The organism is Streptomyces sp. NPDC111507, from assembly GCF_055638955.1.
In genome coordinates this window covers 105,089-119,953 of the sequence record NZ_JBVKBU010000021.1, presented here as the reverse complement: position 1 = coordinate 119,953, position 14,865 = coordinate 105,089, and the positions used below count along the sequence as shown (strand labels likewise).

The window sequence follows — 14,865 nt, the reverse complement described above, 5'->3', positions numbered from 1 at the left end:
GCGGAATATGTCATGCCGTGCTCACATCACTCCCAGTCTGGGGATACTCACAGCATGTCTGCCGAGTACGCGACCTTCGGCCTGGCACCGGCGATGCGTGCCGGTGGAGTCCTCGCCAACGGTGACTACCAAGTGCACCGGGACTTCGTCGACTTCATCGTCGACGGCCGCCCGCTGCTGTACCAGCTCTCCGACCTCGACGCGGTGTCCCCGCTCGCCTCCGACGTACCACCCGCCATCTTCACCGCCCAGGTCCGAAGCCTCCTCCTGGAGGCCGAGGCGCCGCTCGAAGACGGCCGCTACGTGATCTACGGCTGTCCCGAGTGCGAGGGCATCGAATGCGGTGCCGTGACCGCCGTCATCGAGAAGGACGACTCCTGCGACGACTACGTGTGGCGCGACTTTGCCTGGCAGACCGGCGAACACGCCGATCTGGAGCTCAACGGCTACCACGGGATAGGGCCGTTCCGCTTCCAGGGCGCCGAGTACCGCAGCGCCCTGAACTCGCTGCTCCTCGGCGACCCCGGGGCGCGCCGCCGGGTCCTGCTCATCGGCGCCCGGGTCGCCGTGCTCGCCAAGCTCGCCGCTGCCCTGCGCACCATCGGCATCGGCGCCGACATCACCCGCGACGCCACCGACGTCCCGGCCGAGGAACTCCGCGGATACGGCGCGGTGGCCTTCGGGCGCGCCGTCGGCGAACAGGAGCGCGCGGCCGTACGGCGGTCCTTCGAGCGGGCCGGGGTCGAGGTCGCCTACGTCGACGGCCTGGCCCCCGTCGTTCCGCTCCTCGTCGCGCAGATCGAGAATGCCCTGGACCGCAGTCCCCACGAGCTGCGCCGCCTCACCCGCCTGGTCGCCGCCGACGGCGAGGCGGGCATCGAGGTCACCTCCACCTGCCGGGTCCAGATCACCGCGTACCGCCTCGACCGGCTGTACCGCACGCACACGCAGGAGGTCTTCGACGGGATCCTGGAGGCGGGCAGACACCGGATCGCCCTGGACGCCAAGGCCGTGAAGGGGGAGTCCTTCCTCGTGGCGCGGACCTCGGGGAGTGTGCTGGTGGAGGCGATGGCCCACTGAGCGGGCCGCACGGACACGGGGGTGCGGCCCCGCACGGAAACCGGGACGTGGCCCCGCACGGAATCGGGCGGCGCGGCCGGGGCGGCCGGGCCGTTAGGATCGGCCTCCTGATGACTGCCACTCTCGTCGCCAAGAACCTCGCCGCCGGACACGGCGACCGCTCGCTCTTCTCCGGGCTCGACCTCGTGGTCGCGCCCGGCGATGTGATCGGACTCGTCGGTGCCAACGGCGCGGGCAAGTCCACCCTGCTGCGGATGCTCGCCGGACTGCTCACGCCCGAGGAGGGGGAGCTGCGGCTGTCCCCGCCGTCGGCGAGCGTCGGCCATCTGCCACAGGAGCCGGAGCGGCGCGAGAGCGAGAGCGTCCGGGCGTTCCTGGCCCGGCGCACCGGTGTGGCCGAGGCCCAGCGTGTCATGGACGAGGCGACGCAGGCACTCGTCGACGGCGCGCCGGGCGCGGACGACGCGTACGCGGAGAGCCTGGAGCGCTGGCTCGACCTGGGCGGCGCCGACCTCGACGAGCGTGCCGAGGAGGTCGCCGACACCCTCGGGCTCGGCGTCGACCTCGACCAGCCGATGACGTCCCTGTCCGGCGGCCAGGCGGCCCGCGCCGGACTCGCCTCCCTGCTCCTGTCCCGCTACGACGTCTTCCTGCTCGACGAGCCCACCAACGACCTGGACCTGGAGGGCCTGGAGCGGCTCGAACGCTTCGTCTCCGGGCTGCGCGCGGGCACCGTCGTCGTCAGCCACGACCGCGAGTTCCTGACCCGCACGGTCACCAAGGTGCTCGAACTCGACCTCGCCCAGCAGCAGATCACCCTCTACGGCGGCGGCTACGAGGCCTACCTGGAGGAGCGCGACACCGCCCGCCGGCACGCCCGCGACGACTACGAGGAGTACGCCGACAAGCGCTCCGCCCTCGAAGGCCGCGCCCAGATGCAGCGCTCCTGGATGGACAAGGGCGTGAAGAACGCCCGGCGCAAGGCGAACAACGACAACGACAAGATCGGCCGCAAGTTCCGCAGCGAGGCCAGCGAGAAGCAGGCCGCCAAGGCCCGGCAGACCCAGCGCATGATCGAGCGCCTGGACGTCGTCGACGAGCCGCGCAAGGAGTGGGAGCTGCGGATGGAGATCGCGGCCGCACCGCGCTCCGGCGCCGTCGTCGCCACCCTGCGTGACGCCGAGGTGCGGCGCGGCGACTTCACCTTCGGCCCCGCGACCCTCCAGATCGACTGGGCGGACCGGGTCGCCGTCACGGGCGCCAACGGCGCGGGCAAGTCGACCCTGCTCGGCGCCCTGCTCGGCAGGGTCCCGCTGGACGCCGGTCACGCGACCCTCGGCTCCGGCGTCGTCGTCGGCGAGGTCGACCAGGCCCGCAAACTCTTCCACGGCTCCGAGTCCCTGCTCGACGCGTTCAGCGCCGCCGTCCCCGACACCGAACCGGCCGAGGTCCGCACCCTGCTGGCCAAGTTCGGCCTCAAGGCGGAACACGTCCTGCGCCCGGCGGCCACCCTCTCTCCCGGCGAGCGCACCCGCTCGGCCCTCGCCCTCCTCCAGGGCCGTGGCGTCAACCTCCTCGTCCTCGACGAGCCGACCAACCACCTCGACCTCCCGGCGATCGAACAGCTGGAGGCGGCGCTCGAGACGTACGAGGGCACCCTGCTCCTCGTGACCCACGACCGCCGCATGCTCGACGCGGTCCACACCACGCGCCGACTGGAAGTGGCGGCGGGCAAGGTGACGGAGCGCTGACCTACGCCGTGACCAGCCGTCGCGCCATCGTGGGGTAGTCCACGACGTACCCCTCCGCGTCGAACTCCAGATCGCTGCGGTCGTCACCGGACGAGAAACGCACGCGCCCGCCGTCCCCGGTGCGCCCGAGATGCGTGTACGTCTGCTGCGACGCCCGCACGGCCAGGTCCGGCACCGACACCCAGGCCATCAGGAACTCCCGCTCACCCGGCCCGAGATGCAGCCCGTGGCGCAGCACCGGCATCGTGTTGGTGAGCGGGCACAGGCCCAGGTCGCAGTCGAGGGCTCCACCGAGGTCGGGCAGCCAGTCACCGTCCGCCGTCCAGTGCCCCTCACCGTCGTGCCGCAGGTCCAGCGAGCGGGTGCCCGAGGCCGTCTCGGCGCTCACACACAGCCGCCGGGTCACGAACCCGTCGACGGTGTCGAGCTCGTAAGAGATCCAGTACGGCTCGGGAACCGTCCCGACCGCACGCCCGCGCGCCCGCAACGAACGGGCGCCGGACGTGATCCAAGAGGTCTCGAGCCCCTTGCTCTCAGTGACTTCCCAGGTGATGACACGCGAGCCGACCATACGGTCACCTTAGGATCCGGGGCCCTTACAGCGCCCCGAAAGGGGCGCGGGGCAGTGACATATATGCGGCTCCGCCGCGTGGGCGCGCTCAGCCACTGATCACCCGCAGCTCCCCCCGCCCCCTCGGTGGCTCAGCGCCTGCCCTTCTTCGGATCGACAAGCCCCGCGCGCCGCAGCGCGTCGGCCATCGCACTGTTGGCCGGCGGCGGAGCGGCCTGCCGCGAACCGCCGCCACCACCGCCTCCGCCCGCCCCGCCCCGCTGCTGACGCTGCTGCTGGCGCTGCTGCGGAGGCCGCCCGCCCCGCTGCGGACGCCCACCCCCACCCTGCTCGTCCGACCCGGTCGCCTCGTCGTCGAGCCGCAGCGTGAGAGAGATCCGCTTGCGCGGGATGTCGATCTCGAGCACCTTCACCTTGACGATGTCACCCGGCTTCGCCACATCACGCGGGTCCTTCACGAACGTCTTCGACATCGCCGAGACATGCACCAGACCGTCCTGGTGGACGCCGATGTCCACGAAGGCCCCGAACGCGGCCACGTTCGTGACGACCCCCTCGAGCACCATCCCGGAGGTCAGGTCGGAGATCTTCTCGACGCCCTCCTTGAAAGTGGCCGTCTTGAAGGCGGGGCGCGGGTCGCGCCCGGGCTTCTCCAGCTCCTTCAGGATGTCCGTGACGGTCGGCAGACCGAACGTCTCGTCCACGAAGTCGGTCGGCCTGAGCGAGCGCAGCACACCGGTGTTGCCGATCAGGGAGGCGACCTCGCTGCCCGCCGTCTTCACCATCCTCCGCACCACCGGATACGCCTCCGGGTGCACGCTGGACGCGTCCAGCGGGTCATCCCCGCCCCGGATGCGCAGGAAGCCCGCGCACTGCTCGTACGCCTTCGGACCTAGCCGGGCGACCTTCTTGAGGGTGGTACGGGACGTGAAGGGGCCGTTGGCGTCGCGGTGCGCCACGATGTTCTCCGCGAGCCCGGAGGTGATGCCGGAGACGCGGGCGAGCAGCGGGGCGGAGGCCGTGTTCACGTCCACGCCCACGCCGTTCACACAGTCCTCGACCACCGCGTCCAGGGACCGGGAGAGCTTCACCTCGGACAGGTCGTGCTGGTACTGCCCGACGCCGATGGACTTCGGGTCGATCTTCACCAGCTCGGCCAGCGGGTCCTGGAGGCGGCGCGCGATGGAGACGGCGCCGCGCAGCGACACGTCCATGTCGGGCAGCTCCTGCGAGGCGAACGCGGACGCCGAGTACACCGACGCCCCCGCCTCGGACACCATCACCTTGGTGAGGTTCAACTCCGGGTGCTTGGTGATGAGTTCACCGGCGAGCTTGTCGGTCTCGCGGGACGCCGTGCCGTTGCCGATCGCGATCAGCTCGACCGCGTGCTCCTTGGCGAGGCGGGCGAGCTTGGCGATGGCCTCGTCCCACTTGTTGGCCGGGACGTGCGGGTAGATGACGTCCGTGGCCACGACCTTGCCGGTCGCGTCGACCACGGCGACCTTGACACCCGTACGGAAACCGGGGTCGAGGCCCAGCGTCGCGCGGGTGCCCGCCGGGGCGGCGAGCAGCAGGTCCCGCAGGTTCGCCGCGAAGACGTTCACCGCCTCGTCCTCGGCGGCCGTGCGCAGCCGAAGGCGCAGGTCGATGCCGAGGTGCACGAGGATGCGGGTCCGCCAGGCCCAGCGGACCGTGTCCGTGAGCCACTTGTCGCCGGGACGACCGCGCTCGGCGATCTGGAAGCGGTGGGCGACGATTCCCTCGTACGAGGAGGGACCGGGCTGCTCGGAGGGCTCCTCGGGCTCCAGGACGAGGTCGAGGACCTCCTCCTTCTCACCGCGCAGCATGGCGAGGACGCGGTGCGAGGGCAGCTCCTTGAAGGGCTCGGCGAAGTCGAAGTAGTCGGCGAACTTGGCGCCCGCCTCCGCCTTGCCGTCCCGCACCTTGGCGGCCAGGTGCCCGCGCACCCACATGCGCTCGCGCAGCTCGCCGATCAGGTCGGCGTCCTCCGAGAACCGCTCCGTGAGGATCGACCGGGCGCCGTCCAGCGCGGCCTGCGGGTCGGCGACGCCCTTGTCCGCGTCGACGAACGCGGTCGCCGCGGCGAGCGGGTCGACCGACGGGTCGCCGAGCAGGCCCTCGGCCAGCGGCTCCAGGCCCGCCTCGCGTGCGATCTGCGCCTTCGTGCGCCGCTTCGGCTTGAACGGCAGATAGATGTCCTCGAGCCGCGCCTTCGTCTCGGCGCCACGGATCTGCGCCTCGACCTCCTCGGCGAGCTTGCCCTGCTCGCGCACCGATTCGAGGATCGCCGTGCGCCGCTCCTCCAGCTCCCGCAGATAGCGCAGCCGCTCCTCGAGGGTGCGCAACTGCGCATCGTCGAGCATCTCGGTCGCTTCCTTGCGGTAGCGGGCGATGAAGGGCACCGTCGACCCGCCGTCGAGCAAGTCGACGGCGGCCTTGACCTGCCGCTCCCGTACGCCGAGCTCCTCGGCGATCCTGCCTTCGATGGACCCTACGAGGGGTGTCGTCACGATCCCGTACCGCCTTCTCCACTGAGGTTGCGCGGCAATTGTGGCAGGTGGCACCGACAACGGGGGATCAGGGCGCCGATCGGCGCTGTCAGCCCTTGCCGGTCATGCCCTCGGGGAACGCGCCGGCCGCCAGCGCCCGCATCAGGATGCCCCGTGCCAGCTCGGTGAGGCGCTCCACGCCCGCGGCGCCCAGATGCTCGTACGGGGCATGGTCCAGCCGGTCCGTGCGGTCCTCGATCTCCTGGCGCAGGGCCACCCCTGCCTCGGTCAACTCTCCGTCCGAGTCGAGCAGTCCGCGCTCGCGCAGCCGTTCGACCGCCGCGTCCCAGTGCGCCCGCGACCAGCCGCGCGTGCCCAGTGCCCACTTCGGGGCCATGCCCTTGCCGGTCGCGGTGTGGCTCACCAGAGCCTCGACCGGGTCGAGTTCCGCGTCGAGCAGCGCCGCGAGGTGACCGTCGCCCCGGTGCTCGCGCAGCAGGGTGGCGCCGTGCCAGAGGGCGAGGTGCGGCGCGTCGGGCACGGGCAGGTCAGCGTGGGCGGAGTACAGCGGACGCGCGGTTCTGGCGCAGGCCTCGGCCGCCCGCAGGGCGAGCTCCGCGGCCTCGGCCATCTCCTTGGAGGCGAGGCCGTCCTCGCCGAGGAGCCGGCGCCAGGTCGCGTCGACGGCACGCGCGCGTGCCGCGAGGACGGTCTCCGGGGACGCCTTCTTCCACACTCCGGGCACATGCCGGGCCACCAGCTCGTGGCGGAAGTTGTAGAACGTCGCTGTCACCGTGCCGGGACCCACCGGCCCCATGGCGGCGGCCCGCACGGCGAAGTACGCGCCGCTGCTGTCCTCGATCCCGACGGCGGCCAGCTCCCGGCCCAGGTCCGGCGAGAAGTAGTGCGTCGAGTGCAGCGGGTTGAGGACGTTGTGGCAGCGCCGCCCGGCGCGCTCCGGCAGAGGTGTGCTCATGACCGAAGGTTACCGACTGGTCGGTACGCGGGGAAGGTGGGAGAGGAGATGGCAGGAAAGGTGGGGTACCCGTCATTGCGGCCATCACCCCGCTCGCCAAGAATCGAGAGCATGCGAACCGTCCTGGTCGTCCTCTTCGACGAAGTGCAGAGCCTCGACGTCACGGGCCCCGTGGAGGTCTTCGCGGGCGCCGAGGCCTTCCGCGGCGGCTCGTACCGCATCCACACCGCCTCCCTGGACGGCGCACCCGTGCGTACCACCAGCGGCCTCTCCCTCATCCCGGACCACATCCTCGCCGACGCGCCCGCCCCGCACACCCTGCTGGTCCCGGGCGGCCGGGGCACCCGGCGCCCCGACCCCCGGCTGACCGACTGGCTGCGCGCGCACGGGCCGCGCGCCGAGCGCCTGGTGTCCGTCTGCACCGGTGCCATCCCGCTCGCCGAGGCGGGCCTCCTGGACGGCCGCCGCGCGACGACCCATTGGGCGTACTGCGACAAGCTCGCCCGCGACCACCCGGCCGTCGAGGTCGACCCCGACCCCATCTACGTGCGGGACGGACAGGTGTCCACCTCGGCCGGCGTCACCTCCGGCATCGACCTCGCCCTCGCGCTCGTGGAGGAGGACCTCGGCCGGGAGGCCGCCCTGACGGTCGCCCGCCACCTCGTCGTCTTCCTGCGGCGCCCGGGCAACCAGGCCCAGTTCAGCGCCCAGCTGGCCGCGCAGACGGCGCGGCGCGAACCGCTCCGCGAGGTCCAGCAGTGGATCACCGAGCACCCCGGCGACGACCTGTCCGTCGAGTCGCTCGCCGCCCGCGCCCGGCTCTCGCCCCGGCACTTCGCCCGCGCCTTCCAGACCGAGACGGGCATGACTCCGGGCCGGTACGTCGACCGCGTCCGCCTCGAACACGCCCGGCGCCTCCTGGAGGACACCGCCGACGGAGTCGAGGAGATCTCCCGCGCCTGTGGCTACGGCACCCCCGAGGCGATGCGCCGTGCCTTCGTGAAGACGCTCGGCACGGCACCGGCGGAATACCGGCGCCGCTTCCGCCCCGCCCCCACCCGGTGGCCGGCCCGTACCTGACACCCCTGCCCCACCCAGCCGTGGAAAGGAACCCGATGCAGATCGCCATCGTCCTCTTCGACCGCTTCACCGCCCTGGACGCCGTGGGCCCCTACGAGACCCTCGGCCGCCTGCCCGACGCGGAGACCGTCTTCGTCGCCGAGGACACCGGCCCCGTCCGCAACGAGAGTGGCAACCTGGCCCTGACCGCCGACAGGACCCTGGCCGAGGTGCCGCACCCGGACATCGTCGTGGTCCCCGGCGGACCGGGCCAGACCCCGCAGATGGACAACCGGGTCCTGCTGGACTGGCTGCGCGCCGCCGACGCCACGAGCACCTGGACGACCTCCGTGTGCACCGGCTCCCTGCTGCTGGCCGCCGCGGGGCTGCTAGAAGGCCGTCGCGCCACCTCGCACTGGCTGGCCCTCGACCACCTCAAGCGCTTCGGTGCCGAGCCGACCGGAGAGCGAGTGGTGTTCGACGGGAAGTACGTCACCGCGGCCGGCGTGTCGTCCGGCATCGACATGGGGCTCGCCCTGCTCGGACGGATCGCGGGCGACGAACACGCACAGGCCGTACAACTGCTGACGGAGTACGACCCGCAGCCGCCCTACGATGCAGGGTCCCCCCAGAAGGCTCCCGCACATCTCGTGGCGGAGTTCCGGGCGAAGAGCCGCTTCATCATGGAGTAGTCGCGGTGGAGGACTGAGTGGTCGCGGTGGAGGCCGGTGTGGTCCAGGTGAAGCGCGGCGGCCGGCGCTCCAGGAACGCGGCGACGCCCTCCGCGGTGTCGTTGCTCCCGCGCGCCTGCTCGGCCCAGTACGCGTCCCGGTCGGTCCGTCCATGGGCGAATTCCTTGGCGGACGCCTGCGTCAGCAACGACCGTGCGGCCAGGACGCGGGTGAACTCCCCGACCCGCTTGTCGAGTTCGCCCTCGGGCAGCACCTCGTCCACCAGACCCGTGCGCAGCGCCCGTTCGGTGTCGATCAGCTCGCCCGAGAACAGCAGGTACTTGGCGGTCGCCGGCCCCACCAACGACACCAGCCGCCGGGTGGCCGAGGCCGCGTAGACGATCCCCAGCTTCGCCGGCGTCACTCCGAACCGCGCGCCCTCCTCCGCGAACCGCAGATCGCAGGCCGCCGCGAGCTGGGATCCACCGCCGACGCAGTACCCGTGGATCGCCGCGAGCGTCGGTTTGGGGAACGCGGCGAGCGCCTCCTCGGCGTTCACGGCGAGCCCCTGCGCCTCGTCCGAGGAGCCCCGCAGCGTCGAGATGTCGGCCCCCGCGCAGAAGGTGCCGCCCTCGCCGGTGAGCACGAGGACGCGGACATCCGGGTCGGTGGCGAGCCGGTCGAGCAGGGGCGGCAGTGCCCTCCACATGTCGGCCGTCATGGCGTTGCGCTTGGCCGGGTGGTGAATGACGACGGTGGCGACCCCGTCGCCCACGCTGTGCAGCAGCTGCGGCTCCATATGCCGGATGCTATCCGCAACCCTCGAACGTACGATCAAGAAGGGGCCGGGCGCGAGGAGGCGCTGATGGCCAGGACCAAGGACAGGGCGCCGAGCGACGCGACCACGAATCTGACGCGCGGCCTCAGCTGGACCGCCGCGTTCGGCGTGATCCTGGTGCTCGCGGGGCTCGTCGGGCTCGTCTACACCGGCGTGGCGACCCTGACCTCGATGATCCTGTTCGGCTGGCTGCTGCTGATCGGCGGCGCGGTCGGACTGCTGCACGCCGTCCAGGCCCGCGGCACCAACTTCTTCTGGCTCGGGGTGGTGGTCGCGGCCCTGAACATCGCGGCCGGAGTGGTGGTGATCCGCCGCCCGGACGCGGCGGCCGAGGCGCTCACCATGTTCGCGGCCCTGCTGTTCCTGACCGGCGGGGTGTTCCGGGTGGTCGGCAGTCTCGTGGTGCGCGGTGCGCAGTTCGGCTGGACCCTCCTGCAGGGCGCCTTCGACCTGCTCCTCGGCATCCTGGTGCTGGACAACTGGCCGAGCAGCAGCAAGTACGTCATCGGCTGCTTCTTCTCGCTCGCGCTGCTCTTCGACGGGCTGGGTCTGATCGCCACCGGCCTCGGCGGGCGGCGCATCGTACATCTGGTCTCGGGGCGCGGCCACTGACGGACGAAACGGGCGAGCCCGGCGCCCAACCCGTACAACCCGAATAGTTCTCGAAGCAGACACCACACGGGCAGGAGTGGTCGCGCGGGCGACCATGCCATGCGCCAACGGTCAGAAGCCGTCGATAGTCGCTGACTTCTGTTCAGGGATGCGGTCCGGACCAGCGCGTTACCAACACTCGACGTGTGGTGACAATCGAGCGCAAGGGTGGCGACCGGACGATGGAGAACCACGGGCGGGGGTTCGACTCCCGCCCTGAAGGCGCCGGGGATGTGCCTCCTGATCGGAGACCGCCGGGTCCGCTGCCGTACGAGGGGGTGTGGCGGTTCACCGCTCCCGCCATCGACGCCTCGGTTCCGCAGGCACGACACGCCGTTCGTGACCTGCTCTTCCGTCAACAAGTGCCCGTCTCGGACGACCTCGTCCACGGGCTTTTGCTGATCGTCTCCGAACTGGTCACGAACGCGGTGCGGCACGCGGCACTGCTGTCCCCGATGCTCGCCGTGGAGGTGGCCGTGGGAGCCGAGTGGGTGCGGGTCTCGGTGGAGGACAACCACCCCTACCGTCCCACCGCCCTGGAGGCCGACCACGGCCAGACCGGCGGCCGGGGGCTGCTGCTGGTACGGGAGGTCGCCAGGGAGTCGGGCGGGGTGTGCGACGTCGAGCACACGGCGAGTGGCGGCAAGGTGATCTGGGCCGCCCTGCCGCTCACTGTGAGCATCGTCTAGGGCTTGGCGCTCTCGGGGGGTCTTCGCAGGGACGGGTCCGTCACCAGCCGGCGGACGGGCCCGTCAGCTCCCTGATCGCCGGACGGGCCGCGTCCAGGACCGTCATGAACCACGCCGAGAAGGGGTCCTTCGCGTGCCGCTCCATGAGCTCGGCGGCGGTCACGAACGCGGTGTCCCCGACCTCCTCGGGATCGGGGTGCAGCGACGACTGCACCATGCCGACGAAGAGATGGTTGTACTCCTGCTCCACCAGGCCCGACTCCGGGTCCGGGTGGTTGTAGCGGACCGTGCCCGCCTCCGCGAGCAACGAGGGCGAGACGCCGAGCTCCTCGTACGTCCGCCGGGCCGCCGCCGCGAAGGGCGCCTCGGCGGGGTAGGGGTGGCCGCAGCAGGTGTTGGACCAGACACCGGGGGAGTGGTACTTGCCCAGGGCGCGCTGCTGGAGCAGCAGCCTGCCGTGCTCGTCGAAGAGGAACACGGAGAAGGCCCGGTGCAGCTGTCCCGGTGGCTGATGGGCGGCGAGCTTCTCCGCCGTGCCGATCGTGTTGCCGTCCTCGTCGACCAACTCGAGCAAGATCGCTTCAACGGTGCCGTTCGACGAACTGTGCGTCGCGGTGGCAGGTGTGATCGGCATACCCATCCTTCGCATCGGTCTTCGAGCCCCAAGTCTGCCGTACGAAACCGGCACTCCCGGCACTTCGCGGCTCCCCGCATGTCCCGCTCCGGGAGCCCGGAGCGGGACACGCGGCCGACGTCCGTCGGTCACCGAAAGCGGCCGGACACTTGATCGTGCCCGGTGCCACGGACGGGGAACCGTCCAGGACAGGGGCCATCAGATGTTCGCCCGGACCCCCGGAGCCGGTGCTCGTCCGGCCCGTCGGACCCGGGCCGGATGCCGTTGTCAGCGGCCGGTTCACCCCGGTGCGCGGCGCACCCGCGGTACGGCCACGGACGCAGGCGCCGACACGGGCACCGGGCGGGGCGGGACGCGTCAGGCGCCGACGGTGACCGGACGCAGGACATAGCCCAAGTAGCCGTACTCCCTCCCGTGCTCGCGGCGCATGGCGATCTCCGCCCGGGCGCCCGCCACCGCCTCGGCCATGCCGGGCAGGGTGACATCAGCCACGTCGGCGTGGACGCCGAGCGCGTCGTAGTACTCGTCCCAGTCGGACTCCGGCTGGAGGTAGACCCCCAGGACGGAGTACCCGGCGTCGCGCGCGACCCGGGTGTCCTGGTCGGTCGTGCGCAACGAGTCGTCCTCCCAGAACGCGCGGGCCTGGTCGGACGGCGTGTCGGTGGTCCACACGCAGTGGGTGAGGACCAGCGTGCCGCCGGGGGCGAGCAGTCGCCGCCAGCGGCGCAGGGCGGTGGCGAAACCGATCAGATAGGCCGAGCCCTCGGCCCAGAGCAGGTCGAACGAGCCGTCGGGGTGGGTGAGATCTCCCATGTCCCCGTTGACGGTGTCGATCGAGGCGGTGAGACCCCGGGCCTCGGCGGCCGTCCGCAGTTCGTCGAGAAACGGTTCATGCAGGTCGACCGCCGTCACTTCGGCCGCGGCCTCGGCGGCCAGGAGCAGCGCCGAGCGGCCGGGGCCGCAGCCCAGGTCGAGCACGCGGGGACGGGCGGGCAGCGGGCCCGCGAGTGAGAGGAGGTGACGGGTGGTGGCGTCAGAGCCGGGGCCCTGCCGGGGCAGTCGGTGGTGCAGGGTGAAGAAGGCCTCGCGGCGGGCGTCGCGCTCGGACGAGTCGCGGTGCTCGGACAAGTCGTGATGTTCGGACAACGTGGGAAACCTTTGGATGCGGGGGCCCGGACCGCCGCGCACGCCGCTCGGCGTGGGTCAGCCGTGGACCCGGAGGATGGGGACGCACCTGTCGCCGCGCGCAGCGGCACCGAACGCGACAGTCATCAACCCACCTCTTCCTCGGATCGGTGGCCACGCTAGCACCGGAGCCGCCGACCGCACCCGCGAATTAAGAGCCTCCCGCTGGAGCCTTTCAGTGGCAGAGCTTCGCCTCGTGCTCCGCGTGCCCGCTCGGTTCCAGCTGGAAGGTGCAGTGCTCCACGTCGAAGTGGTGGCCCAGACAGCCCTGGAGCTCGTGGAGCATCTTCTCGTGGCCGATGGCGTTCAGGACGTCGGAGCTGACGACCACATGGGCGGAGAGGACCGGCATGCCCGACGTGATGGTCCAGGCGTGCAGGTCGTGCACGTCCTCGACGCCGGGCAGGGCGAGGATGTGGGCGCGCACCTCCGTCATGTCGACGTTCTTGGGCGCCGCCTCCAGGAGCACCTCGAGCGTCTCGTGGAGCAGTTTCCAGGTGCGCGGGACGATCATGATGCTGATGAGGATCGAGGCGATCGGGTCGGCCGCCTGCCAGCCGGTGGTCATGATGACCGCGGCGGAGATGATCACCGCCACCGAACCCAGCGCGTCCGCGACCACCTCCAGGAAGGCGCCGCGCACGTTCAGGCTCTCCTTCTGGCCGCGCAGCAGCAGCGTGAGCGAGATCGTGTTCGCGACCAGACCGATCAGACCGAAGACGATGGTCAGACCGCCCTCGGTGTCGGCGGGTGTCACGAAGCGGTGGATCGCCTCGTACAGGACGTAGCCGCCGACACCGAGCAGCAGCAGACAGTTGGCGAGCGCGGCGAGGATCTCGGCCCGCGCGTAGCCGAACGTGCGGTTGCCGCTGGGCGGCCGGTTGGCGAAGTGGATTGCGAGGAGCGCCATGCCCAGCCCCACCGCGTCCGTCGCCATGTGCGCCGCGTCGGCCACGAGCGCGAGGGAGTCGGCCAGGAGGCCGCCGACGATCTCGACCACCATCACGGTGAGCGTGATGGACAGCGCGACCCGCAGTCTCCCGCGGTACGCGGCTGCCGCCGTGCCGGTGGTGGGCGCGCCGTGGGCGTGCCCGTGATCGTGTCCAGCCCCCATGGAAGCCGCCTCCTGTGCTCTGCCCGGGATCACAGTGAACTACGGGTGGGGGGTATCGGGCAACGCGGCACTGAACACCGTTGTCATATGCTCTGACCTGCGGAAACGATCCGCAGGTCAGAGCGTGGTCAAGATCGTTGATCCAGGGTCCGGGGGTGATGCAGCACCCACCCTCGCCACGCCGACTCCACCATCTCCGGGACCCCGCGCCGCGCGCTCCAGCCGAGTTCCCGCGCGGCCAGGCCGGCCGAGGCGACCGCGCGCGGCGCGTCCCCGGGCCGGCGCGGCTCCACGACCGGTCGCCGGGTGTCCCCGCTGACCTCGCCGATCAGCGTGAGCAGTTCACGCACTGAGACCCCTTCGCCGCGGCCGATGTTCGCCGTGAGGTCGCCCGTCGCGCCGCCGGCCAGCCGCCGGGCCGCCGCGAGGTGTGCCTCGGCGAGGTCGGCGACGTGGATGTAGTCACGGACGCAGGTGCCGTCCGGCGTCGGGTAGTCGTCGCCGAAGATCCGCGGGGCCTCGTCGCGGGTGAGGCGGTCGAAGACCATCGGGATCACGTTGAACACGCCGGTGTCGGCCAGCTCGGGCGTGGCCGCACCCGCCACGTTGAAGTAGCGCAGGCACACGGTCGCGATGCCGTGGGCCCGGCCCGCCGCGCGGACCAGCCACTCCCCGGCGAGCTTCGTCTCGCCGTACGGGCTCATCGGCGCACAGGGGGTGTCCTCCGTGATGAGGTCCACATCCGGGTTGCCGTAGACGGCGGCGGAGGAGGAGAAGACGAAGCGCTTGACGCCGGCCCCGGCGACCGCCTCCAGGAGCGTCGCGAGCCCGCCGACGTTCTCCTGGTAGTAGCGCGTCGGCTGGGCCACGGACTCGCCTACCTGCTTGCGCGCGGCGAGATGCACCACACCCGTCACCGCGTGCTCCGCGAGGACCCGCTTGAGCAGGTCCCCGTCCAGCGACGAGCCCTGCACCAGCGGAATGCTCTCCGGGAGCCGGTGGGGAACCCCGGCCGAGAGGTCGTCGAGGGCGACGACGCGCTCCCCGGCCTCCGCCATCGCCCGCGCCACGTGTGCCCCGATGTATCCGGCCCCACCTGTGATCAGCCATGTCATGGACGACCACCCTATGTCGGT

The 14,865-nt window shown here is 71.5% G+C and carries 13 protein-coding genes and 1 pseudogene; 6 read left to right on the top strand and 8 right to left on the bottom strand.

Translation table 11 applies throughout. The features are described from left to right. The first annotated feature begins 54 nt into the window (after positions 1-54). On the top strand, positions 55-1,080 hold the full coding sequence (locus ACZ7M2_RS46290; protein ID WP_471600390.1) for an oxidoreductase: 1,026 nt from the start codon (positions 55-57) through the stop codon (positions 1,078-1,080). Between the two features lie 110 nt (positions 1,081-1,190). After that, positions 1,191-2,831, top strand: a complete 1,641-nt coding sequence (locus tag ACZ7M2_RS46285; RefSeq protein ID WP_471600389.1) for an ABC-F family ATP-binding cassette domain-containing protein — start codon at positions 1,191-1,193, stop codon at positions 2,829-2,831. A gap of 1 nt (position 2,832) precedes the next feature. Here ACZ7M2_RS46285 and ACZ7M2_RS46280 read toward each other — a convergent pair whose 3' ends face one another. The 3 genes from ACZ7M2_RS46280 to ACZ7M2_RS46270 form a co-directional block, all read right to left on the bottom strand. Continuing rightward, positions 2,833-3,402, bottom strand: coding sequence for a putative glycolipid-binding domain-containing protein (locus ACZ7M2_RS46280; RefSeq protein ID WP_471600388.1), 570 nt, complete (start codon positions 3,400-3,402; stop codon positions 2,833-2,835). Between the two features lie 131 nt (positions 3,403-3,533). After that, on the bottom strand, positions 3,534-5,933 hold the full coding sequence (locus ACZ7M2_RS46275; RefSeq protein WP_471600387.1) for a Tex family protein: 2,400 nt from the start codon (positions 5,931-5,933) through the stop codon (positions 3,534-3,536). A gap of 88 nt (positions 5,934-6,021) precedes the next feature. Then, a complete protein-coding gene (locus tag ACZ7M2_RS46270) occupies positions 6,022-6,888 on the bottom strand; it encodes an SCO6745 family protein (RefSeq protein WP_471600386.1) in 867 nt (288 codons plus the stop codon). 111 nt (positions 6,889-6,999) lie between these two features. Here ACZ7M2_RS46270 and ACZ7M2_RS46265 point away from each other — a divergent pair, with 111 nt between their 5' ends. Both ACZ7M2_RS46265 and ACZ7M2_RS46260 read left to right on the top strand, forming a co-directional pair. After that, on the top strand, positions 7,000-7,968 hold the full coding sequence (locus tag ACZ7M2_RS46265; RefSeq protein ID WP_471600385.1) for a GlxA family transcriptional regulator: 969 nt from the start codon (positions 7,000-7,002) through the stop codon (positions 7,966-7,968). Positions 7,969-8,003: 35 nt separating this feature from the next. Then, positions 8,004-8,639, top strand: a complete 636-nt coding sequence (locus ACZ7M2_RS46260; RefSeq protein WP_471600384.1) for a DJ-1/PfpI family protein — start codon at positions 8,004-8,006, stop codon at positions 8,637-8,639. Here the strand turns inward: ACZ7M2_RS46260 and ACZ7M2_RS46255 are convergent. Next, positions 8,629-9,417 (bottom strand): enoyl-CoA hydratase/isomerase family protein, encoded by a 789-nt coding sequence (locus tag ACZ7M2_RS46255; protein ID WP_471600383.1) that lies wholly within the window; start codon positions 9,415-9,417, stop codon positions 8,629-8,631. The two genes, ACZ7M2_RS46260 and ACZ7M2_RS46255, sit on opposite strands and share 11 nt — an antisense overlap. 66 nt (positions 9,418-9,483) lie before the next feature. Between ACZ7M2_RS46255 and ACZ7M2_RS46250 the strand changes: the two genes are divergently transcribed. Both ACZ7M2_RS46250 and ACZ7M2_RS46245 read left to right on the top strand, forming a co-directional pair. Further along, a complete protein-coding gene (locus tag ACZ7M2_RS46250; protein ID WP_352047735.1) occupies positions 9,484-10,068 on the top strand; it encodes an HdeD family acid-resistance protein in 585 nt (194 codons plus the stop codon). Positions 10,069-10,289: 221 nt separating this feature from the next. Continuing rightward, positions 10,290-10,796 carry an ATP-binding protein gene (locus ACZ7M2_RS46245; RefSeq protein WP_190168511.1) on the top strand — a complete coding sequence of 169 codons (507 nt, stop codon included), beginning with the start codon at positions 10,290-10,292 and terminating at the stop codon, positions 10,794-10,796. Between the two features lie 40 nt (positions 10,797-10,836). On the opposite strand, the gene idi is transcribed toward ACZ7M2_RS46245, so the two are convergent. The 4 genes and pseudogenes from idi to galE form a co-directional block, all read right to left on the bottom strand. Beyond that, positions 10,837-11,430, bottom strand: coding sequence for an isopentenyl-diphosphate Delta-isomerase (idi, locus tag ACZ7M2_RS46240; RefSeq protein ID WP_054232743.1), 594 nt, complete (start codon positions 11,428-11,430; stop codon positions 10,837-10,839). A 375-nt stretch (positions 11,431-11,805) separates the two neighbouring features. Next, positions 11,806-12,558: pseudogene (locus tag ACZ7M2_RS46235) on the bottom strand (SAM-dependent methyltransferase); the annotation flags it as partial. Positions 12,559-12,790: 232 nt separating this feature from the next. After that, complete coding sequence (locus tag ACZ7M2_RS46230; RefSeq protein ID WP_471600382.1) at positions 12,791-13,729, bottom strand: cation diffusion facilitator family transporter; 939 nt, start codon at positions 13,727-13,729, stop codon at positions 12,791-12,793. Between the two features lie 128 nt (positions 13,730-13,857). Next, entirely contained in the window at positions 13,858-14,844 is a 987-nt protein-coding gene (gene galE / locus ACZ7M2_RS46225; RefSeq protein ID WP_471600381.1) for a UDP-glucose 4-epimerase GalE, read from the bottom strand. Positions 14,845-14,865: the final 21 nt, after the last annotated feature.

Bases quoted from the DNA above. Each gene is read 5' to 3' on its own strand.
- ACZ7M2_RS46260 (WP_471600384.1), top strand. From the start codon at position 8,004: ATGCAGATCGCCATCGTCCTCTTCGACCGCTTCACCGCCCTGGACGCC.
- ACZ7M2_RS46285 (WP_471600389.1), top strand. From the start codon at position 1,191: ATGACTGCCACTCTCGTCGCCAAGAACCTCGCCGCCGGACACGGCGAC.
- ACZ7M2_RS46265 (WP_471600385.1), top strand. From the start codon at position 7,000: ATGCGAACCGTCCTGGTCGTCCTCTTCGACGAAGTGCAGAGCCTCGAC.
- galE (WP_471600381.1), bottom strand. From the start codon at position 14,844: ATGACATGGCTGATCACAGGTGGGGCCGGATACATCGGGGCACACGTG.
- idi (WP_054232743.1), bottom strand. From the start codon at position 11,430: ATGCCGATCACACCTGCCACCGCGACGCACAGTTCGTCGAACGGCACC.
- ACZ7M2_RS46270 (WP_471600386.1), bottom strand. From the start codon at position 6,888: ATGAGCACACCTCTGCCGGAGCGCGCCGGGCGGCGCTGCCACAACGTC.
- ACZ7M2_RS46230 (WP_471600382.1), bottom strand. From the start codon at position 13,729: ATGGGGGCTGGACACGATCACGGGCACGCCCACGGCGCGCCCACCACC.
- ACZ7M2_RS46290 (WP_471600390.1), top strand. From the start codon at position 55: ATGTCTGCCGAGTACGCGACCTTCGGCCTGGCACCGGCGATGCGTGCC.
- ACZ7M2_RS46255 (WP_471600383.1), bottom strand. From the start codon at position 9,417: ATGGAGCCGCAGCTGCTGCACAGCGTGGGCGACGGGGTCGCCACCGTC.
- ACZ7M2_RS46250 (WP_352047735.1), top strand. From the start codon at position 9,484: ATGGCCAGGACCAAGGACAGGGCGCCGAGCGACGCGACCACGAATCTG.
- ACZ7M2_RS46280 (WP_471600388.1), bottom strand. From the start codon at position 3,402: ATGGTCGGCTCGCGTGTCATCACCTGGGAAGTCACTGAGAGCAAGGGG.
- ACZ7M2_RS46245 (WP_190168511.1), top strand. From the start codon at position 10,290: ATGGAGAACCACGGGCGGGGGTTCGACTCCCGCCCTGAAGGCGCCGGG.